Below are 21957 nucleotides of genomic sequence, written 5' to 3' on the forward strand. Positions count from 1 at the left end.
ATTAGCACGTAATGAGGTTACGTCGTCGTTAGGCGAGCGAGGCGTGATGCGTCAGGCCCTGTTGTGAGGTTTTTTAGAGGCCTACTTTGACCATAGCAGCACACGGTAAAACTGTCGACAGTCGGCAATCGTTCGTCGACAAGTGAGTATTTTTGGTCATACTGGGAAGAACACGTCATACCCCATGAGTGAATGCGATGGCCTTACCAACGGCGGCTCCCAGGGCCTTTATCCAGCAGCAAAATCTCGTTGAGCAAGTGGCTGACTTCTTAACCCAAGCGATTATTCAGCAACACTTTTTACCCGGCGAACGGCTTTCTGAAGTGCAGCTCTCCCGCGACTTGGGTGTGAGCCGGGCACCGGTTCGCGAGGCCGCTCGTTTGTTGGAAAGCCGCGGTTTATTGATCTCAAAACCGCGCCGGGGCTTCTTTGTAAGAGCGTTGAATGCCGTTGAACTCGAAGACGTATTTGATTTGCGGCTGTGCCTGGAACGTCACGCGATTCAGCGCCTGGCCGAGCGCTATACGCCCGATGCCCAGCGCGCGCTCAAGCAGCAGGTAGAGGTGCTATGTGAGGCGGCAGCCAGTAACGATGGCACCCGTCGCATTGAAGAAGATCTGCAGTTTCACCGCCTCATGCTGCATTACGCGGGTAACGAGCGGCTGTTGCGTGCCTTTGACGACCTGACCCATGAGCTGCGCCTGTGCATCACCCTCATTACCAAAACCCACGAAGCCCCCGATACCATCGCCACCAGCCACTTTAAGCTGCTTGACGCGCTGGATAGTGGTAGCCCTGACGCTTGCCGTGAGGCGATTGACTACCACATAGGCGTAGCCCGCAAATTCGTGGTGAAGGGTGTAGGCGAAACCGGAGATGGTTCTGATGAAGGATAGTTCTGATGAATAGAGTACCGATGAAGACGTTCTTCCACGCTGACCAACTGCTTCATCAGCCGCAAACCTACTTCTCACGCGGGAAGATGCGCATTCCCCAGGAAGTGCCTGAGCGCGCCACTCAGCTGCTAGCGGCCGCCAAGCGGCTTGGTTTCGATGTGCAGGCACCCATCGAGTATGGCGTGGCGCCGCTAAGGGCGGTGCATTCGCTGGCTTATCTGCGCTTTCTGGAAAGTGCCCATCGGCGCTGGCATGCCCTTGGGGAAGATTGGGGGGAAGAGGTTATCTCCAATATCTTCGTACGTTCGCCCAACGCCCTGCGCGGCATATTGGCGGAAGCCGGGCGCTACCTGGCCGACGGTAGTGCGCCCGTGGGCCAGAATACCTGGCAAGCCGCTTATTGGTCGGCGCAAAGCGCGGTCGCCGGGGCTGAGGCTCTGTTAGCCGGGGAGCGATTTGCCTATGCATTATCGCGCCCGCCGGGCCATCACGCGGGCATCGACTCCGCCGGTGGCTTTTGCTTTCTCAATAATGCCGCCATTGCCGCGCAGCACCTCACCTCGCGCTATCCGCGCATCGTGGTGTTAGACCCCGATATGCATCACGGGCAGGGGATTCAGGAGATTTTCTACCAGCGCGACGACGTGCTGTATATCTCGATCCATGGTGATACCACCAACTTTTACCCGGCGGTAACCGGCTTTGAAGACGAGCGCGGGCAGGGCGCTGGGCTGGGCTATAACCTCAACCTGCCAATGCCCCACGGCTCAGAAGAAGCGGTGTTCTTTGACCGCATGGAGGAAGCCTGCCAGGCCATCCGCCTATTCGAGCCGGACGCCATCGTGCTGGCGCTGGGGTTTGATATCTACGAGCGCGATCCCCAGGCCAAAGTGTCTGTCTCCACGCCAGGATTTGGTGAGCTGGGCCGCCGGGTCGCGGGCCTCAACGTACCCACGCTGGTGGTCCAGGAAGGCGGCTACTACCTGGAAGGGCTGGAGGCCAATGCAGTGAGTTTCTTTGAGGGGCTGCTAACCAATAGGTAATCAGTAAGACAAGCCATCAAGGTGTCTGGCAAAATGGCTGCTTTCAGCGATCAGCAAAACGATCCGGATCGCCCTTGAAGTCGTCATTGAAAGGACACGGCATGGCCCACCTGCTACGCATCGTGATGATTCACGGCCACCTGGAAGGGGTGGTTGAACTGAGTGTGGACGGTCACACCAATATTTGCGGCACCAACGCCTCCGGTAAAACCACGCTACAGCGTCTGGTACCGGTGTTCTACGGCGAATTACCCAACAAGGTCGTGCCCAAGACGCGCATGAAGTTCGATGCATTCTACCTGCCCCACCGCAACAGCTACCTGGTGTACGAGTACCGCCGCGAAGCGGGCAATATCTGCCAGGCAGTGCTGACCCGCAAGGCAGAGGGCGGGGTGGAGTACCGTTTTGTCGGCGCGCCCTACCAGCCGGAAGACTATCTGGTGGAGAGCGATGCAGGCGTGGCGGCGCTGGATTACACCCAGTGGGCCAGCGGCCTGCGGCGCAACGGCACGCCGGTCTCGCCCAAGCTGGGCGCGACCTCTGAATTCCGCTCGGTGATCCAGAACGACTTTACCCAACTGCACGGCAACAGCCGCGACGGCCTGAAGCTGCGCCAGATCGCGGCGCAGTTCAGCTTGGTTAAACCCGAGCGGCGCATCCGTCATATCGAAAAGCTGGTCTCGGCGGTGCACGCCAAAGAGGGCAAGATGGACACCCTCAAAACCATGCTGGCGGCGATTTTCGAAGAGGACGGCGTTGAACTGCCGGTCACCCGCATTCGCAACACCAAGGCGCGGGAGTGGATTGCCCAAATGCGCCAATCCATGCGCCTGGAACCGCTGCAGGCCTCGCTGGCCCGGCTCGCCGGTATCGACCGTGAACTCGCTGATCTGGATGCCACGCTGTGGCAACTGAAGCCCCAACTGGAAGATGACCGCCAGCGGGCCGAGCGCCAAATGGCCGATCTGGATGCCGAACTGGCCCGCCACCAGCGAGAATTCCAGCAGCGGGAGAGTGACTATAGTGAGGCGCGGGATAAGCTGAACGACCGCCACAGCGAAGTGGTCAGCGATTTACAGCAGACCCAGCGCCGCCTCAACGACCTGCAAACCCAGTACGAGCAATACGCTGATGCGGATATGCCTGCCCTGGAGCGCGACATCAACGCGCTGCCCCAGTGGCGGGATCAGTACGAAGAGCTAAAGAAACATTTGCAGCTTCTTCAGGATAAGTTCAAGGAAAGCCAGGCGCGCCTGGACGGTCGGCTGCGCGAGCTTTCCGAGGCGCTGGCCCGCCAGACCCGTGAGTCCCAGGAACTGATCGATGCTCTGGTCGAAGAGAAAGCCCTGCGCCGTGAACAGCAGTGGGCGTCCGAACAGCAGCTCAACGAACGCTACCAACAGGAGCGCCAACGCCTGGAGGGCGAGTATCAGGCGCAGCTGGAACTCGGCGTCGAGCAGCTAGCCGAACTGAAAGCGCAGCTCTCGCTTTCGACCCAGACCGCCGAAGAGGCTTCCGAGGCGGAGCTTGCCCAGGCGCGCCTTGATCAGGCCCAGCAGGAGCGCAACGCATCGGCTGCTACCCTGGATGGCCTGCGCCGGGAGTTTGAAAGCCGCAAACGCGAGCGCGACAGTGCCGAACAGCAGCTGGTGCAGCTTCGCCAGCAGTTGGAGCGCGCCGAGCAGCGCTGCTACGCACTCTATCAACAGCGCGACCCGGAGCAGGGCAGCCTGCGCCACTTTCTGCGCTACCACCGCCCCGGCTGGGAGCAGCAGTTAGGTAAGGTGATTGCGCCGGAACTACTGGAACGGCGAGACCTTGCCCCGCAGCTGGCGGAAGGCGCAAGCGATGACTTGTTCGGGCTGGCGCTGGATCTTTCCGCCATTGCCCTGCCGGATTACGCCCAGGATGAAGCCAGCCTGCTGGCTGCTATCGAAGAAGCGGACACCGCCAAACGGCGGGTGCAAACGGAGAGCCAGGCCGCCGAGAAATCGCTCAAACAGCATAACGAGCGGGTGCAGCAGGCCGATGAAGCCCAGGATCAGGGCCGCATGGCCCACAAGCGCGCCGAGCAGGAAGTCGAGTTTGCGATAGAGGCCCGCCGCCAGCAGCAGGAGCGCCACACCAAGCGCCAGCAGGAGCGCCGCGCCGCGCATCAAACTGCATTAGCCCGCCAGGAGCAGGCGCAAACCGAGCTGCGCGAAGAGAAGCAGCAGGCGCTCGCCGCCCTCAGCGAGACCCACCAAAGCCAGTTGCTGGAGCTAAAAGCCGACGGCCAGAGCCAGGTGGATAGCCTGGAGGCCCAGCTGCGCCAGTATAAGCAGCAGTTGAGCGATGCCAATGCCGAACACCAGCGCCAGCGCGAGGAACTGGAAGAGGCCTTTAGCCAGGAGCTGGCCGAGCAGGGCGTCGACCCCGCCAAGCTAAAAGAGACCAAGGCGCGGCTGGCCAGCCAGGATGAACGCATCCGCGTCACCGCCGCCCGCCAGGATGAACTCACCGAATACACCCGCTTTATGCGTGTGGAGTGGGGGCAGCACAAGCCGCAGCTGGTCGCCCAAGAGGCAGAGCTGGAGCAGGCGGAGCAAAAGCTGCAGCGCGATAAAGAGCACCTGAAAAACGACTTTCAGGCAGCGCGTAAAACCCACCAAAGCACGGTCAGCACGCTGAAAACCCAGCGGGAGAGCGAATACGCCTGCCTGGAAGCCCTGAAGCCGCTACTCACCCAACTGGAAAGCTTGGCGATTGAGCCCGACGGCCAGGTGCCCGGCACGCCACTGGGCGATGTGGACGAGCGCATCGAGCGCGCCCGCCAGGCGCTGGGTAATCGCCACCAGCTCATCGAGCAGCTGCGCCGTGGCTGCCTGGAAGTCGAAAGCCAACTGATCAAGGACGCCAGCAGCGGCTTCGCCGAAGCGCTGGAGAGCGAACGCAGCAAGCTGCAAAGCGACAACCCGCGCCTACAGCTGCCGCTACTGCGCGACATGCTCAAACTGCTCGAAGATCAACAGCAGCAGCTGATTCAGGAAGGCCGCAACCTAAGCGACGACCTGGATAAGTTCTTCACCGTGTTCCGCGATCTGAACCGCCGCATCAGCGCCCAGAGCCGCCGGCTCTCTGAAGAGGTCGCCGATGACCTGCGCTTGGAAGGCATCACCAAGGCCGAAGTGCGCATCCAGTCCACCATCGATGAACTGGGCTTCTGGGAGCCGCTGAAGCTGTTCGCCCAGCGCTATAAAGAGTGGCGCGAATCCGGCCAGACGCTGCCCAGCGACGACTACCTCAACGCCCTGGCGGACGTGGTCGATTTGCTGCGCAGCGACCAGCAGTACAGCTTCGAAAGCCTGCTACGCCTGGAGCTGCACCTGAACGAAGGCGGCACCGATTTGGTGATCAAAAACGACCGCCAGCTGCTGGAGTCCTCCAGCCACGGCATGGCGTATCTGATTCTGTGCAAGTTCCTGCTCGCCTTTACCCGCCTGCTGCGCGGCGATGCGGAAATCGCCATTCACTGGCCCATCGATGAGATTGGCACCCTGGCGTACCACAACGTCGAAAAACTGTTCGACGCCTGCGACAGCAACCGCATTCATATCGTCGGCGCGTTCCCCAACCCCGAGTCCGATGTGTTGCTGCTGTTCGCCAACCGCTACCTGATCGACCGCGATGAGGCCAACCCCAACAAGCGGGTGTTAAAACGCATCGAACCACGGCTAAGCCGCCTGGCCGAGCGGCTCCAGGAACGTCAGCAGGAGGTGACGGTATGATCGAACATGGCCCACTGCTAGAGCGCCTGCTGGCCGGTGAGTTTGTCTGCCCGATCAGCGATGAGAGCGGCTATCGTCATCTCACCAATGAAGAGACCCGGGAAGAGATCGATACCTACCTGCGGCCGCTTAACCGCCGTTTGGCCAGCAATGAAGAGGGCAGCGTCTATTTCCTGGCCTGGCGACAGCTCAATGACAACGCCCGCGATCAACTGTCACGTCAGCTTGGCGATACCCTCAATAGCCTGCTGCCGCTGCTGGAGTGGCTGCAGCTGGTACAAGAAGCGCTGGGCCGGGATACCCTGGCCGCCCCCGGCGATGTGCTCAAACCTGCCGAGTTCAGCGCCAAGTGCGAAGACAACCAAAGCCTGCGCGAACGCCTGGAGCGCCTGGCCACCGACAGCTTTTTTGGCTCGCAAAGTGACCAGCTCGATGCCCAGGTAAAGCAGGTCTTCAAGCGCCTGAAAGAGCACGGCTATCTGCTCCAGCCCCATTCAGAGCGGCAGGTATTCGTGGTTACCGGCAAGATCGACTACCTGGTGGATCTGGTGCGCTTTATTCGCGACGAAGAGAACCTGCCCATTGAAGAGGGTAGCGAAGAGGGCTCCGGTTCCCAGGAGGCCCTGTTGTGAGTTCGAGCGGAGAATACGCCCTGGAAAGCCGCTTGTTGAAAACCGGCAGTGAACGGCTGGCGCTGCTCGGTAAGCACGCTGATGCATTGATGCAGGCCTACACCCGCGATGAAGTGCCGCTGGAATCGCTCAGTGATAGCGCGCTACGCAAACTGCTGGCGGCGCGCATTCTATGGCGGCCGGACGAGCAGAGCGGTGTGAAGCTGGCGCCCAAGGTGCGCGAACTGATCGCCGATATGCTTGCCGACGAGACCCGCCGCCATGTGAACGCCGACGTAGCGGAAACCCTGGAGCTGATTCGCGCCCTGGTGCACAGCTACCGGGAGGCGCGTAGCCGCGGCGAGCACTGGCGGCTGGAGCAGCAGTTGATGCGCCTGCGCCAGGAAGTCGACGACCTGAACGGGCGTTTCGCCGATGCCATCGACAGCTTATGGCAGCGGCTGAATAGCGATTTCGGTTTTGTTAGCCAGCTCAACGACAAGATCCGCGAGAACGACCGCGCCCAGAAGCAGATCGCGAGGCTGCTGGATGGCTTGGCGTTGATCGACTTCGACGAACTGATCGAGCTGGTGGGCAGCGATGGCAGCCTGCGCAAACTGTTGATCAGCCAGCTTCAGCAGCAGCTAAGCCAGCACTACACCGGCCTGCGCGAAGTGCAGCGGCGCTTGATCGAACTGATGGCGCGCTTTCGCAAGCAGCAGGCGCGCAGCCGCTTAATCAGCGGCATGGCCGCCTTTATGCGCGAACACCCAGGCTTTGTGCCGGGCAATTACGCCCGCCGCAGCGAGGTACCAGGGCTGGTCAATCAAGCCGCACCGCTAAGCGCCGCCGCCGCCCCGGCGCTGGATCGCAATCTGGATAGCCGGTTGCTCGCCGACCTGCTGCACCAACTACCCCAGCCGCGCCACACCACGCAAACCGTTGAAGCAGCGGCCCCGGCCCAAGCCCAGGAAAGCAGCCTGGCTGCCGCCCGCCAGCAGGCACTTAAGCAGGATGTAGAGCACTTCTATTTAAGCGTAATCGACCAGCCCCAGGCAGAGCCGATCAGCGCCCTTGAGTACCTGCGCGAAAGCCCGCTGGAGTGGCCGGATGAGATATGGCTCTTCCAGGTGATTTCCGAATACCAGGGTCTGCCGCGAAGCGATCAGAAGGCGTTTCGGCTCAAACAGCAGGAGAGCCAAGCCAGTCAATTCAACCACCTGCGCCTGATCCACGATGTAGAACTGCAGCTGGCCGTATGAACCTACCCAGCCGCGCACGCAATGGCCTTAACGGCGTCGCCCGCGAACTTCTCCGCCAGCCCGCGGTGGAGAAGCCCCGCCGCCAGTGGGTAGACGACGTAGTGGCCTGGTGCCACCAGCACGATATTGACCTGGCCTCGCGCATCAACAGTAAAGCGCTGCGTTTTGATAACGCGTTGCTGGCGCAGATCAATGACGTACTAGAGAGCGCCCGCATAGCGCCGCTAGGTCGCTCCCTCAGCGGCCTGACCAGCAGCGCACAAGCAAAGGAAGGCGTGGAAGAAGACAAGGCCACCCGTGAAAGCCCCCGTGCGCGGCGGGTTCTCGTCAGCTTTCCACCGCAGCCAACAACTGGGCTTGCCAGTGAGTCACGGGGTATTCGCGATGTAGATATTCTGGGACTAAAACTGAGTGCCTTTAGCGCCCTAATCCAGGTCGAAAACCTGGACAGCTTCTATGAGTTCTCGCCGGAACTACCAGCGCTAATCGGCTACGTTAACCCGCTGGTCGTCTACCGCGGCGACAGCCACTACGGCGGCGGCTTTGCCTTACTGGCCGAGGCCTGGCACAAAACCCGCCGAACACATATCTACGCCGGTGACTTCGATGTTAAAGGCGTTACGCTGGCTCTCGACAGCAATGCCACCCACATACTCCTGCCCGGCATCGAATGGTTCACCCAAAACGCCACGCCGCTGCATGTGCCTGCTGAGCAGTTTCCCAATCAACGCCGATTGCGTAAGCACCTTGCCGCGCTGTCAGCCTCTGATCCATTGCATGGCTATCTAGCGCTTTTGCTGGAGAAACAGCGGGGAATTAAGCAGCAGTGGTTTGGTGGGGAGATGGTTTGTGTGGGGCTTAGTTAGGGGCTGTTTTGTTGGGACTGCTGCCCATTTTGGGTATCTCTGCTTTGCCTTTGTTGGCTGCTAACTGACCCATCAACGTCAAAGGCCTGATTCCCATAGCGGAGTAGTGCTTCTCTCGGGGCTGTATGATTTTGTAGAGCAATACGCATCGACACGCGATTTTTGGGCATATTGCCAATATTTTCTTTGCCCCAAAGCGAATCAATGGGATAGAGTTAAATGATGTGGCTACATAGCCTCAATGAATGAGTGGGCACGTTTATTGAGGTTATGCAGCATTCCGAATAATCACTGTTAGGTTTTTAAAGGGGTAAACAGTGCTGTCACCATATGCAACTCATCTTTTATTGAAGCATTTTAATTCAATAGATGAAGCTGTTTCAGCCAAGCTATTATATAAAAGGCCGCGTGATGAAGAGGATATTACCAAATCTCTAATAGATGCCCTTGATGAGGAGTGTCAAGAACAAGAAAGTTTAGGCTACAGGATTGGAGAGCTTAGAGAAGATCTAGCAAAAAACGGTGATCCCACTTACATAGATTTGGCAATTGATACTCACGTGTATTCTAAACAGTGGGAGCGATATGTCAGTCAATCTGACCTTGGGTTAGTTGTTAAATATCAAAATTATTATGAGCCGATGCTCTCAAATACATGGTCTTGGTTGCTCCAGGCTAAACGTTTGTTTCCTGCAAAGGGTACAAATAACGTATATGATTCTGATTGTAAATTTGAGTCTTTTGACAAACAACAACATGAAAGAATAAAACGCCTACAAGAGTTTGTGGATGCTGATTTTTTTAGATGCTTATTTTATTGCCCAAGACCTGAAAAATTAGACGATGTTGTTAGGCAGGAACTGTCGTATCTCCGAAGCGCATCTTTACGAGGTGAGATATTTGACTTTACCTATGGCCTTGAGCTTAGGGATGATTTAAGGAGCGGTTCTGCAACCGTGGCAGCCGGAATATTTGTTTCTGAAGTGGAGCCATGCCCGAAAAAATTTGCAGATATCCATTCTCATATATTCCATGGTACTACTCCTCTCTCTTGGTTCATTTTGCAACATCTACCTGGCAGCGGTAGACACCATCCTTATGAAGATAAACACTGGCCGTCAAACCGTAACAATGATATTGCTGAAAGGTTGGTTCGTGGAGATACAGAGGTGATTCAAGAAATTATGACTAGACTAGAAGACAAGGAGATGAACCTTAGTATCCTTCCCTCTGCAACAATTACTGTAACAATAAGTCAAGGAACGGAAAATGTCCGTCGCCTTGATAGACCATAAAAATCTAACAATTCTAAGTGCTGGGGAAAAGCAAAACTGCGCCGGTGTTTGATGCGTTAGCATTTAATGATATGGGAAATCGATGAGTAGAAAACCAAGAATATTTATAGGCTCTTCATCGGAGAGCCTTGATGTGGCTGATGCAGTGAATCTTAATCTAGATCATAAGGCCGAAGTCACCATTTGGAGAAATGGAACATTTGATCTTTCGAGTAACACCATTGATGCTTTAGCAAATAAAGCTAAAACAGTGGACTTTTCTCTGTTTATTTTTTCTCCAGATGATATCGCGATAATTCGAAATCAACAAAAAGCCATAGTTCGTGATAATGTTCTTTTCGAGCTTGGATTGTTTATCGGTTCACTCGGAAAAGAAAGGTGCTTCATTCTTAAGCCGAGAGGAGTCGATCTTCATTTTCCGACGGATCTTCTAGGTGTCACTCCAGCAGATTATGAGCCAAATAGATCGGATGGTGATTTAGCATCTTCTGTAAATCACGCTTGCGTGCTTATGAAGCAGCAAATGGAAAAGTTACATACGGTAGAGAGTGCCTCCACTGGTATGCCACCGCCAAAGATCAGTATCGATGCCGCTAACCTCAAGGATTTCGACTATTTGGTTCTTGCTCAACTCTTGAGTACGGCAACATCAGATCCAGAAGGGCACATGCTTTACCAGCTAAAAAATAACTTGAAAGAGCAATCCCATATAGTAGACCTAGCTGTAATTCGTCTGGAGCGCGTCGGTTATATCGAAAAACGAAACGACTCGGATATGAACGGAAATGAGTTTTATACCTATAAAATCACACCTCAAGGTATTGAATTACTTTTGGAAAACGAAGAATTGGCCTTCCCCTCTCCAAAAACTCCACAGGCACCACTAAAGAAAGCCTGGGATTCTTTCGATGATGATATTCCGTTCTAGTGAAAATTATAATTAGGTGTAATGTGTAAATGGAGTAGCGCAATGCACTCAGAGAATCCGAAAATAAAGCAGCTCTTTCCATTGGTCACTAAATCCCTTACCAGAGGATTGACATCGTTGGCTAATGGGGGTGGTAGCTATGAAGCATCCGCTATTGAGATATATGCGCAGGAAGTATTTTCTCGAGTTTTTGAAATTGATAACGCCTTTAAGAACATGTCGATTGCTATCGAGTGCTTAAAGCAAAAGGAATATCCTGGCTCAAGCTACAGCTTCTCAGAGAATCATGCATTTCATATTGAAAATTTCCTGCTCAGATTAACTGGTGTAGTAGATCGGTCATATTTGCTAGCTGGTTCAACAATGTTGATGGAAAATAATAAGATTGAAAAATTAGGTGGAAAACGCAAGGTTTATAAAGAGTTGGAGATTTTTTCTCCGTGTTCAGTTGAAATTCTAAAAAAGATGGAAGGCGCAATAGATCATTTGCGATATCCGCGGAATAAGGTTGCACACCAAGCAGGTTTTTCAAGTAAAAATCTGAGCGTACTACAGGCTATAGAAAATTCAGATCCGGAATCTATATCGGTAAGAAAAATTACAGATATAATGTCTTACGAGAAAATTAAAGATGTAGTTATTGGGGAGTCTGTTGAAAAATACGAGTCCGTGATTCCATCTATGAGTAGCTTAGTAAAAGAGCTGATCGAAAGCCTTTCTTTAGTTTATGACGACTTGCTGAAAATGCACACAACCAGTCAAGGCAATAGGATGCAGTAAAACTTCACCGGCGCTTAAGGCGTTAAGGTTTAGGTGCTCAATGCTATAATCACAAACTGTTCGTCAAGCTTGTGGTATATTTTGGTCACAGTTTAATTAATGTGCGCCTGGTAATCATTGTAAAAGCACTACTGTTTAAATTTAGTGTGACTGACAATTCGATGTCCTAATCTTAAAGAGAGTGGATAAGAGAGATCACGTACAAGCTATGAATTTACTCTTCCTCGGCACATCCGCCGGTGTACCCACCAAAACAAGAAACGTCTCCGGAATCGCCTTACGAGAGAGCAAAGGCAAAGGCTGGTACCTGATCGATTGTGGTGAGGGCACCCAGCATCAGGTCTTGCATACGAAGCTGTCGTTCCATTCATTGAAGGCCATCTTTATTACCCACGTGCACGGCGACCACTGCTATGGGCTGCCGGGCATCCTGGCGAGTGCGGGAATGGGTGGCCGGAAAGCGCCGCTTACCATTGTGGCACCCGCAGGTATCAAGGCGTGGCTGGAGGCCACCTGTGAGGCCACGCAGCTATCTTTACCCTTCTCCCTGGAGTTTATCGACTCGGACGAGCTGCCCAGCGTTGCGTTTGAAAGCATCGCGGTGTCCACCTTCAGGCTTTCACATCGGGCGCCGTCCTACGCTTATGCGTTTACGGAGACAAAGGTCGATGCTGCCTTGGACTTGGATAAGTTAGCGCATAAGGGCATTCCGAGAGGGCCTTTGTGGGGGCAGTTGAAGCAAGGGTTTGATGTTGAGTTTGAGGGTGAGCGGTTAAAAAGCCATGACTACCTAGTCTTCAAGCACAAGCCGAGGAAAGTGGTGATCGCCGGGGACAATGACCAGCCTGACTTGTTGTTTGAGGCGTGCGCGGGCGCACAGGTGTTGGTGCATGAAGCCACCTACACCGAAGAGATGGCCCAGAAAGCCGGTGATGTCGGGCATAGCTACGCCAAGCTTGTCGCCGCGTTTGCCGAAACCGTACAGCTTCCCAATCTGGTGCTGACGCACTTTAGCCCCCGTTACCAGCTCAACCCCCAGGCGTCGCCTTCCATCGAAGACATCCGTAAAGAAGCCCAGTGCGCCTATTCGGGCTCGCTTTACCTGGCGCAGGATTTTGGCGAATACACCCTGGATAAAGCGGGCCACTTTTCTGAACTGGCGTACGAATAGGTTGGCCATGTTTCGACCACTCTTGCGAAAACGCGGCTAATGAAAATGGAGTGAGGTCATTCACGTACATAGTTGTTAGAAGTGTGAATCAGTGCTTATTGGAGTAACTCCTTGCCTTTGATTGTTAAACTCTGTTCGTATTCGGCCAAGTGCAGTACAACAGCGTCATACAGTTGGCTGCATATGCGATCACTGCTTTTTTTGGGGCTTGCTAAATTTACGTTTAAAGAGGGCAGCCGTGGGAGACAATGCTGGCTATCCAGGCGCCTGAGGGTGGGTGGTATCGTTGATTTGGGCAGTGCCGAAACTACAGCTCCGCTTTCCACTGCTGCCACAAGCCCTCCATAGCTGTAGGTTTCGAACTCAACTCTATACTCACGGTCTGCGCCTTTGAGTGCATTTAGGATGAATTCTCTGTCAGGGCAGCCGTACTCGAATAAAGCGACGGGTAGCGTACTCTGTTTCCAAACGAGCGAACTTCTGGCGCAAACCCACTCCAATGGTTCAACTCGAATAGGCTCTGCATCGATGTCAGAAGGACAATGCTGAGCCAGAGCAATATCGAATTCCCCGTTTTTAAAGCGCTTCCAGATATCAGTGCTGAAGCTACAATCCAATGTCACTTGAACATTGGGAAACTGACATTTCCAAAGCTCAAGTAGGCTTGGCAACAGACAAGTTGCGTAGCAATCTGTGGTGGCGAACCGAATGATCTGGCGATCAGCAAAGCTCTGCGCCAACCATCGCTCAGCCTCATCGTTTGCGTTAATGACCTTTTGTGCCCTTAGATAGAAGGCATGGCCTTTTTCGGTAAGGGTAACGCCGCTTGGGGTGCGGTAGAGCAGTGGAGCGCCAATCTGGCGTTCAAGCTGCTGAACTTGCCAACTGACAGTAGATTGGGCCAGAAAGAGTCGCTCTCCCGCCCGTGAAAAACCGCCCAAATCTGCAACATAGATAAATGTGCGCAGCTGATCCAAGCTCCATTTCATTGTGGTACCTCTTACCGTCGGATCGTCTTATTCGCCATGTATGTTGATGAATTGAAGTGGCGACCGAGTGATGTAAAAAGGGCTCTGATCCAGTATCGAATTAATTGATACCCCTCAGCAAATATTTCCGTTTCCAATTATCCCATGTCGCTTTGTACGCTCAGACCACTTGTTCTGAAAGCAAACACGTGGATACAAATATGACAGATACGAATAGTTCCTACCGCACTGGCGTTCAGGATGGGTGCGATAAAACAGACCTCTCAAAAATGCTCCGGCCTGAATGCTATATAGATGACCACTGGTTTGAACGAGAACTACAGACCATTCATTTTCCAGCCTGGCATTTTGCCTGCCTTTCGACTGCTCTCCCTAACGTTGGAAGTTTTGTATGCCGTCGGTTTTTGGAACGAAGTGTCATCGTTGTTCGTAGTGAAGACGGTATTATCCGAGCCTTTCTAAACACGTGTAGACATCGTGGGGCTCCTTTAACGAGCGAAAGCTGCGGAAAGAATGCGCACTTTAGATGCCCTTTTCACAAGTGGTCTTACGACACATTCGGCAATTTGACGAGCGCTCCCGGCTTAAGTGGGAGCGTGAAAAGAAGTGATCTTAAAAAGTTAAATCTAAATCTGGTTCCAGTTCAATGTGAAGCTGTAGCTGGTTTGGTATTCATTAATCTTAATGAAGAAAACGAGATGCCGCTTGAGGTCTATCTAGGCAACTACATAGATAAGGTGGCTCTACCACACCAAACTCAGAGAATGCATTGTGTTCAAGAAAAGTCCTATGCATTAACGACAAATTGGAAGTTATACATTGAAGTAGATATGGAGACTCTCCATACCAACTTCATACACAGTCGCTCGATTGGTAGCCAGCCAGTTAAGCCGGTAGAACATGATCGCAACTGGTTTGGTGTTTATCATCAGAACTCTCTTTCTCCAGCATTATTTCCTGAAAAACGTAACCTCGCCTTTCCAGCTCCCCGTGACGTTATCGGCGAAGCAGCAGAAGGCACCCATTTCAGCGTCATTCTTCCAGGTTTTTTCATTGTAACTGCACCCGAAGTTATGTGGTGGATTCAGAAGACGCCAATCTCCGCTACTCGCACAAGCGTCAATGTTGGTTACGCATTTCATGATGAAACCTTGGCGAGGCATGACTTTAACGAGATCGCGCCACACTATTTCGAACGCCTTGATCAAGTAATTCTAGAGGATGACCAGATTTGTGAATACCAACTGGAAGGATTGAACAATCGTGTGCAAGGGCATTACACACCAGTTGAACCTGTCGCCGCCTACTTTTCGGGGCTAATCGAAACATTGCTCCTGGAGGCGGGGTATGAATAGCACGGATACCGTTATGGGTAAGCGCCTGCGGATGCCAATAGCTTGGCTCAAGTGGGGAGGCTGGTGCTTACTCATTAGCATCTTCATGAGTGGTTTTTTTTTCCGCTTTGCCCCCTCGACCCTTTCAGGGAGTATGCAACAAGAGCTTCGCTTGACAGCTACGACACTCGGCATTGTGGCATCAATGCATTTCTGGGTTTATACGCTGATGCAGGTGCCCGCTGGCATTTTTACTGACTCGGTGGGGATACGGAAGGGTGGCATTATCGGCGGTATAGTAACGGCGATAGGTGCTTTTTCCTTTGGTTTTGCGCCGAATCTTGTCGTTTTGCTTGTGGGGTCAGCGTTATTGGGGCTGGGCCTGTCAGCTGTATTTGTCGCCCTGATGAGTTACAACGCTACTTGGTTTTCCCCAGAGCGCCATTCCCTTGTTATGGGCACAACCATGCTACTGGCTGCGCTAGGAAGCGTAATAGCGCAGACCCCGACAGCGTATTTGTTGCATTGGTTCAACTGGAGAGAAGTCGTCCTTTTCTTCGCAGCCTTAACCTTATTGGCCACTGCATGTCTGCTTTTTTTCTGTAAAGACGACCCAGCACCAAAGCGGATACGTGACTCGAAAGCCAAGACGACTGTGCATCCAATACTGCGCGGAAATCGATATGTCTTTAGAGAGCGCCAGGTATGGTTACTATTTGTTTGTGTCGCGGCTACCAACGGAACCTTGTATGCATTTTTAGGGCTATGGGCTGTACCGCTATTGACCGATGGATTCAGCATCCAACCAGCGCAAGCAGCACAATATGCCACCGTTGCTTTAACGGTGTATGGTTTGAGCTCTTTATTTTGGGGGTGGATCGCTGACCGGATTGGGGCGAAGAAACCCATCATTGTTGTGACGGCTATGTTATCCGTCGCGGTATGGGCGCTTATGGCGTTTGCAGAGTGGGAGCCTGGCGGAGTGGCAATGGCACTGTTTGTACTTTTAGGACTCTCTGGCGGGCCGGTCGGGGTCATTTTTGCGGCTACCAAAGAGTCAGTCGCCTTGGCGAATGTTGGCTTTGCGACTGCTCTCGTTAATATGGGTGCCTTCCTGACCGCTGCTTTGGTTCAATCAGGTTTTGGGATCATTCTTGATAGCGTCTCTGCTGCTGACCCCGAAACTGTTCCAAGCCTTCAGAGCTATCAACTCGCGTTGATTCTACCCTTAACTATAAGCGGCTTGGGAGTAGTGGCATCCTTGCTGTTGAAAGAACGGAGCCTAGCGAATGAGAAGCTAAATGAGTGACGAGATAGTGTGTTCTGATGCTGCTATAAGGGCGATGCACTACACAGGTGATGGTATTCCTCAAGATTACAGTGAGGCTATTTAACCCAGTTTCTCTTGGTTTGGTATGTGCCTTAGGTGAAGAGGGACTTACATCGTGTTATGGGATAGTCACTGCAAATGTTCGTCGAACAGTTTAACTCAATTGCTAGAAAAGCAGCGAAGGCTAAAGCAGCAGTAGTTTGTGTGGGGAAAAGTAGCAAAACATCCAGGCATACGAATTTAGACTATGCTGGAAAAGCTAGTTTTTCTTAACGTTGCATCCTGTTTCTCAAGGATACAGTGATATGAGCCTAGAAATAACAATGATTGTATTGCTCGCTGCTATCTTTAACGCAAGCTGGAATGCGATCGTTAAAGTGAGTGGCGACAGGATCGCCGTCATGGCGGTGATTACCTTATTGGGCAGTCTAGTTTCTGTATTCGCCTTGCCTTTCGTGGCACTCCCCGATTCTGCCAGTTGGCCGCTGCTTGGCTTGGCCATCTTGATTCATACCGCATATCACTTTTGCCTGCCCATGGCTTACCACTATGGCGATTTCGGTCAGGTGTATCCCATAGCGCGTGGATCGGCGCCATTACTTGTTACCCTTGGCGCAGCCGCATTCGCTGGCGAAATGTTGGGGATGCTACCGCTGTTTGGTGTGCTGTTTCTTGGCGTTGGCGTGATGTCCCTTTCATTCGATACCCATGCCGGTATTACCAGAAACCCCCGCGCCATACTTCTTGCTCTTGGTACGGGCGCCCTGATTGCCTCCTACACGCTGGTAGGTGGCCTCGGTGCTCGGCTTTGCGGTTTTATTGACCCTCGGCAACGGCTTGCTGACGTTTGCGATTGCTCTGACATGGAAAGCCAAGGAGATAAAAAGAGTTATATCCAGCAATTTGGCACCCGCCGTTGTTGGCGGTGGAATGCAGGTCGGTGCGTATTGGATCGTTATCTGGGCCATGGCCTACGCTCCTCTCGGCATGGTATCGGCTCTACGAGAAACCAGCGTACTTTTCGCGGCGCTGATTTCCACTCTCATTCTGAAAGAGGGCTTCGGCGTATGGCGGTTTGTTTCTTCAGGCCTGATCGCTTGCGGCATTGCTTTGTCACGCTACAAGCCTTAATAAAACCCTCAAGAGAACCCGCTTGTTATTGGCTGTAAAACTTCAATAAACGCGCGGCGCATTGATTGAAGTTTTGCAGTGGCGCGCAGAATCACTGTCAGGCGTGATATTGAGATGAGACTCCCAGAATTTGCTACCCATTACTATTTACCTGAGGTTCGCCCATTTCGGAGTCTCTCCGAACTTCCAGCGGGCTCAGAATATCCAGTCTTTTTAGATCTTCTGACACGCGTCATCAGCGTGATCCCGTCTATCGACAGTGCTACGGCAGGAACTACATTGAAGTTCGCAGCAAGGTTGAAGCTCGGCTGCGTGAACTTTTCGTTGCGCGAGGTGGTAAGTCTCGCTGTCGTCATCCCTATTATCTCGTACTTGGAGAATCTCCTTGGTTTGGTGATTTGAACGCAGACCAAAGTGAGCTAAAAATACCTCTATCGGAGCTTGACCCTGAAACAACGTCCTTGACCTATCCGGATAGCTTTATTGCGTTATCCCGAGACGATAAGCCTTACTTCAATCAAGTGTTTTTGCTTAGCGAGATGAGCGAGCTCGTTGAGCGGTTTGGAGTTCCTGACAATAACCATGTTGTTCCTTATGAGCGATATTGGGAAACTGACTTTGAGCTTTATATTGAGGTGCAACTTTGGGACATTCCACCTGGATTCAAAGCATAACAAGGCCAGTCCCGGCGACGTCTATTACATTGCGGCTTCGCCTCCATTTCGTAACCACGCATGCTGAACGATGTTAGACATATGAAAACAACTCTGCGAACACCCAAAAAAGCCGATTATGAGGCTATTGCGACTTGGATCAGTGATGAGAAAGCCTGTTCTCGCTGGGCTGGCCCTTCCGTGCCATTTCCCTTCGTTTCAGAAAACTTGCCTGAGTTACTCGCCGTAGAGGGATGCTCAAGTTATTGTTTATCCGGTATCCATAACAACTGCGTCGGTTTTGGCCAGTTCTGGCCCGGAAAGCTGGGTGCTGTGCATATCGGTAGGATTATTATTTCGCCTGAAGCAAGAGGAAATGGCGCAGGCCGCTTGCTTTGCGAAAAGCTCATCGAAAAGGCCAAGCAATCCACTGGCGCATCGACGGTTACGCTGCGCGTCTATCGAGATAACCATGCTGCTTGTTCTTTGTATTCAAGCCTTGGCTTCTTTGTTATCGAGTCTGAGTCTACATATGACTTATTGTTCATGAGTACAACCGACATCCCCCCTTTCTCAGCAGCATCCGGGTTTAGAGTCTGAAGTTACTTTATCGTGTTTTAATGCCAGTTGCTCGGCATAGGCGGAAGGGGTTAACCCGCCGAGTCCCTTCTTCGGTCTTTCCTGGTTATATTCCCGTCGCCATGCTTCGATGACGACCCTGGCGTGGTGCAGGCTGGTGAAACCAGTGCTCCTTCAGGCATTCATCTCAAAAGCGCCCATTAAATGATTCGATGTAGGCGTTGATTGGGTTGTCTAGGTTCGATTAAAAACAGTGCAACGCCATGTAGATGAGCCCACGCCAGCATCGCGCGCCCACAGAACTCCTTGCCATTATCCGTACGAATGGCCTTAGATAATCCTCGGTGTAAAGCCAAGTGATCCAGCATTCGTGTTAATGACAGCCTGCCAATCGCACGCTCAAGCACGATTGCCACGGCTTCATGGGTGGCGTCGTCGACAACGGTGAGATTCTTAATCACGCGTCCTCTGCCGTTCGGTCAAACACAAAACCGATTGACCAAACCTGATTGGCGGCACAAGGGCGGCCCAGGGGCTTTCGCTCAGAGGTAGGCACCCTCTTAGGCTTTCGGCGTTTTACCTGCAACTGAGCGGCGGTGTAGAGGAGCTCGACGCGCTTATGATTGACTTGCTCGCTGGCTTGACGCAGCTTCAGGTAGATCATGCCAGCGCCATAGCGCCCAAGCTAGCAATGCGTTCACGGAGTGCTTTGTTGCGATCAGGGGACGCTTGATAGCGCAACGAACTCGCACTCATGCGGATGACACAGAGCGCTCGGCGCTCACTCAGACCACGTGACACCATGAAGCGCACCATCTCTCGGCGGGCAGGAGCGCTCACAACTTTTTTTTCAGCGCCTCGCGAGTGACCTCCATCTCCAGTAGCGACTTGGCAAGCAGCTTCATTAATTGGGTATTTTCAGTTTCGAGTTCTTTTAGTCGTTTAGCGTCTGGCAAGCTCATTCCGTTAAACTTACTGCGCCAAAGGTAATAGATGGCTTCCGAGAAGCCGTGCCGACGGCATAGCTCCTTTATGGGGAACCCCGCTTCGGCTTCGCCCAGGAACCCAATGATCTGTTCTTCGCTGAAACGCTTTTTCATGTCCAATCTCCTTACGTATAGGATCGGATCCTAACGTGTAGCGCTACTCAATCAGGGGTGAAGTTGCATGCCTAGGAAGCATCTGATTATATGGGCCGATAGGTATACCAGCTTTGGCTAACTACAACATGGGCCTAAAAAGCCCAATATCTTCACCTTCGTAGTACTCGATAATGCCAGCATGCATCACAGATCTAGGCGTTCCGGCTTAAGATAGTCCTGGGGATGGTTAAAGGTGTGCGCCAAGTTGTCTCGACTTACTCGCCAGAGTTAAATCGAAACCATGTTACGGTAGATGAAGTATGTATAGGTGCCGCTGAGTATCTACCTTACGTTTGATCTGCTGTAATAAGGTACACCTGCTGCTTGATAACTACGGAACTAATAGTGTGATTAAACATGATTGCCCACTTACTTGTTGGCTATAGTCAAATGAACAAGAAGGTAAATCCGAAGATGCTTCCAAAATTAAATTAGCAAAAAAATAAATAATGGGATAAGGTAAGATTAGGTTAGAGCGTAACCTCAATGAAAATTCCCATTCATTAAGGCTATGGGGATGACCGTATAATCACCGTAAGGACGAAGCAACAGGAGAACGCATTGACTAAATACATTACGACTATTAATCCTGAAAAATTTGACCGTGAAAAGGCTGAAAGGTTCTTTGCTGGGAAGGTAGGCAAGGGACGAGCTCTGCATCGTTTGGTCATTATCTCAACCGATCGGAGTAAGGCAGAAGTTGAGAGCTTTCCAGGTGTTCTGACTGTGACAGAAGACAGTGTTATTTATCCTGATGTGGCACAAACGATCATAGTCCCAAGTCCAGGCGGAAACCCAGGACAGGCTATCAAGCAAACAAACGCAGGATGGGCATTGAAGTCGTTAAGTCGCCCATATCATGATGCTTATTATTACAATCGTGGTGGTGGTAATGTTGATATTTACATATTAGATAGCGGGGTTAATGGAGACTTACCTGAGTTTGGTGAACGAGTTAACTACCTTTATAGCCTAGATAACAGAACCTGGAACACAAGCGATCACGGTACGATAGTTGCGTCCGTAGCAGCAGGTAGCCAGTATGGTGTTGCTAAGAATGCAGATATCTATAGTTGCCGTATAGGTGACGGGCCTTTTCCTCGTTCTAACATCTACGAAGCACTGGATACTGTAGCATGGCATCATTGGGCCAAGACAACTAACACCCCGTCTGTAGTGTCTATGTCTTTCAGTGGATTATCCTCTAGTCTTGAAGGGGAGCATGATGCAATCCAAGAGGAGTACCGCTACGCTTATCATGAGCTAAAAACTGCTGGTATCGTTCTTGTGGCCTCCAGCGGGAACAGTGACTATGAATACGAGAACTGGAACGAATATGGGGGAGTAAACCAAGTGCCCGCCGCTTTTGAGGATGTTATTTCTGTGGGGGCCCATGATACCAATATGAATCGTAGCATCTGGCCTTCTGGGTACGCTTCCTGTTATGGTTCTAATATAGATTTGTGGGCTCCAGGCACCCAGGTAGATTGTTTAGGCCGTCTTGGTCGTGGCATGGCTGCTAATGGAACCAGTCTGTCTTGCCCGCTAGTAGCTGGTACAATTGCACTACTTCTTGAAGGCTCTAGATAGCCTAGCACTGGCGCTCAAGTAGATCAGATTAAGGCTGCCTTGCTGAATAACCTAACTGCTTCGGATTTCAGTACAGGTACCGCTGCGAACTCTACCAATAAAGCCCTGAAGACGTACAACTATTCTTTCTGGGCAGGATTTGTTCCATTTTTCCCTAAGAGCAAGATGCAAAACCTTGAGGAAAAGCTTTCTAATTCATAGTTCGTGAGCATGACTTCAAAGATTGTTTCCGACTAGCTTATGAGCCATCGTTTCACCGCTGTTGCCCGCTCCCAAACGGGCAACAGCGGTGGCATGTCACCCACAGCCAATCGCGCAGCCCAGCAGGCAATTCCGTTTTTCGTTCAGGTATCCAAAGGCTGATGTTGCCGTAGGAAATGGAGAGTGCTTACACTAGACGCTCTTAAAGCAATTGTATAACGCTAACAGGTTCGATTGGTCGAGAGCTTGTATGTTCAGTGCTACCGTGTCATCCAAAAAGGGCGCGCCTAGGCACTGAACGACAATTGCTAACATATCGCTGAGCCCACGGGCGCCGTCCTATGCCTATGGATTTACTGAGCGAAATGTCGACACTGATTTAAACATTG

Annotated in this window: 18 protein-coding genes and 2 pseudogenes; 18 read left to right on the forward strand and 2 right to left on the reverse strand. The window is 52.3% G+C overall.

Features of this window, described 5'->3' with window-relative positions; all coding sequences use genetic code 11:
* Positions 1-197 precede the first annotated feature (197 nt).
* The 10 genes from QEN58_RS03110 (at position 198) to QEN58_RS03155 (ending at position 12619) form a co-directional block, all read left to right on the forward strand.
* A complete protein-coding gene (locus tag QEN58_RS03110; RefSeq protein ID WP_280105703.1) occupies positions 198-896 on the forward strand; it encodes a GntR family transcriptional regulator in 699 nt (232 codons plus the stop codon).
* Between the two features lie 20 nt (positions 897-916).
* Complete coding sequence (locus QEN58_RS03115) at positions 917-1939, forward strand: histone deacetylase family protein (RefSeq protein WP_280106890.1); 1023 nt, start codon at positions 917-919, stop codon at positions 1937-1939.
* Positions 1940-2040: 101 nt separating this feature from the next.
* Positions 2041-5706, forward strand: a complete 3666-nt coding sequence (locus QEN58_RS03120) for an ATP-binding protein (protein WP_280105704.1) — start codon at positions 2041-2043, stop codon at positions 5704-5706.
* Positions 5703-6338 (forward strand): condensin complex protein MksE, encoded by a 636-nt coding sequence (locus tag QEN58_RS03125; RefSeq protein ID WP_280105705.1) that lies wholly within the window; start codon positions 5703-5705, stop codon positions 6336-6338. The genes QEN58_RS03120 and QEN58_RS03125 overlap by 4 nt, the downstream gene beginning before the upstream one ends.
* Positions 6335-7579 carry a hypothetical protein gene (locus QEN58_RS03130; RefSeq protein WP_280105706.1) on the forward strand — a complete coding sequence of 415 codons (1245 nt, stop codon included), beginning with the start codon at positions 6335-6337 and terminating at the stop codon, positions 7577-7579. Before QEN58_RS03125 ends, QEN58_RS03130 begins: the two co-directional genes overlap by 4 nt.
* Positions 7576-8445 carry a DUF7281 domain-containing protein gene (locus QEN58_RS03135; RefSeq protein WP_280105707.1) on the forward strand — a complete coding sequence of 290 codons (870 nt, stop codon included), beginning with the start codon at positions 7576-7578 and terminating at the stop codon, positions 8443-8445. Before QEN58_RS03130 ends, QEN58_RS03135 begins: the two co-directional genes overlap by 4 nt.
* 317 nt (positions 8446-8762) lie before the next feature.
* On the forward strand, positions 8763-9740 hold the full coding sequence (locus QEN58_RS03140; RefSeq protein ID WP_280105708.1) for a hypothetical protein: 978 nt from the start codon (positions 8763-8765) through the stop codon (positions 9738-9740).
* Positions 9741-9822: 82 nt separating this feature from the next.
* Positions 9823-10668 carry a TIR domain-containing protein gene (locus tag QEN58_RS03145; protein WP_280105709.1) on the forward strand — a complete coding sequence of 282 codons (846 nt, stop codon included), beginning with the start codon at positions 9823-9825 and terminating at the stop codon, positions 10666-10668.
* 42 nt (positions 10669-10710) lie between these two features.
* On the forward strand, positions 10711-11448 hold the full coding sequence (locus QEN58_RS03150) for a hypothetical protein (protein WP_280105710.1): 738 nt from the start codon (positions 10711-10713) through the stop codon (positions 11446-11448).
* Between the two features lie 208 nt (positions 11449-11656).
* Positions 11657-12619 (forward strand): ribonuclease Z, encoded by a 963-nt coding sequence (locus tag QEN58_RS03155; protein ID WP_280105711.1) that lies wholly within the window; start codon positions 11657-11659, stop codon positions 12617-12619.
* 95 nt (positions 12620-12714) lie between these two features.
* On the opposite strand, the gene QEN58_RS03160 is transcribed toward QEN58_RS03155, so the two are convergent.
* Positions 12715-13608, reverse strand: coding sequence for a LysR family transcriptional regulator (locus QEN58_RS03160; RefSeq protein WP_280105712.1), 894 nt, complete (start codon positions 13606-13608; stop codon positions 12715-12717).
* 269 nt (positions 13609-13877) lie between these two features.
* On the opposite strand from QEN58_RS03160, the pseudogene QEN58_RS19480 reads away from it, so the two are divergent.
* From QEN58_RS19480 to QEN58_RS03185, 6 genes and pseudogenes are all read left to right on the forward strand, one after another.
* Positions 13878-14186, forward strand: a pseudogene (locus QEN58_RS19480) (aromatic ring-hydroxylating oxygenase subunit alpha); the annotation flags it as partial.
* A gap of 18 nt (positions 14187-14204) precedes the next feature.
* The gene (locus QEN58_RS03165) at positions 14205-14963 is read left to right on the forward strand and encodes an SRPBCC family protein (protein WP_280105713.1); all 759 of its coding nucleotides are present in this window, start codon (positions 14205-14207) and stop codon (positions 14961-14963) included.
* Positions 14956-16251, forward strand: coding sequence for an MFS transporter (locus tag QEN58_RS03170; RefSeq protein WP_280105714.1), 1296 nt, complete (start codon positions 14956-14958; stop codon positions 16249-16251). Before QEN58_RS03165 ends, QEN58_RS03170 begins: the two co-directional genes overlap by 8 nt.
* Before the next feature lie 326 nt (positions 16252-16577).
* The gene (locus tag QEN58_RS03175; protein WP_280105715.1) at positions 16578-17441 is read left to right on the forward strand and encodes an EamA family transporter; all 864 of its coding nucleotides are present in this window, start codon (positions 16578-16580) and stop codon (positions 17439-17441) included.
* Between the two features lie 360 nt (positions 17442-17801).
* Positions 17802-18077 carry a hypothetical protein gene (locus tag QEN58_RS03180; protein ID WP_280105716.1) on the forward strand — a complete coding sequence of 92 codons (276 nt, stop codon included), beginning with the start codon at positions 17802-17804 and terminating at the stop codon, positions 18075-18077.
* A gap of 81 nt (positions 18078-18158) precedes the next feature.
* Entirely contained in the window at positions 18159-18656 is a 498-nt protein-coding gene (locus QEN58_RS03185; RefSeq protein WP_280105717.1) for a GNAT family N-acetyltransferase, read from the forward strand.
* Here the strand turns inward: QEN58_RS03185 and QEN58_RS03190 are convergent.
* Positions 18630-19735, reverse strand: a pseudogene (locus QEN58_RS03190) (IS3 family transposase). The gene QEN58_RS03185 and the pseudogene QEN58_RS03190 overlap by 27 nt on opposite strands.
* 603 nt (positions 19736-20338) lie before the next feature.
* Here QEN58_RS03190 and QEN58_RS03195 point away from each other — a divergent pair.
* Positions 20339-21367: a S8 family peptidase gene (locus tag QEN58_RS03195; protein ID WP_280105718.1), complete on the forward strand. Its 1029-nt coding sequence runs from the start codon at positions 20339-20341 to the stop codon at positions 21365-21367.
* A gap of 240 nt (positions 21368-21607) precedes the next feature.
* Complete coding sequence (locus QEN58_RS03200) at positions 21608-21730, forward strand: hypothetical protein (protein ID WP_280105719.1); 123 nt, start codon at positions 21608-21610, stop codon at positions 21728-21730.
* Positions 21731-21957 lie beyond the last annotated feature (227 nt).

The organism is Halomonas alkaliantarctica (assembly GCF_029854215.1).
Taxonomy (GTDB): Bacteria; Pseudomonadota; Gammaproteobacteria; order Pseudomonadales; family Halomonadaceae; genus Vreelandella; species Vreelandella alkaliantarctica_A.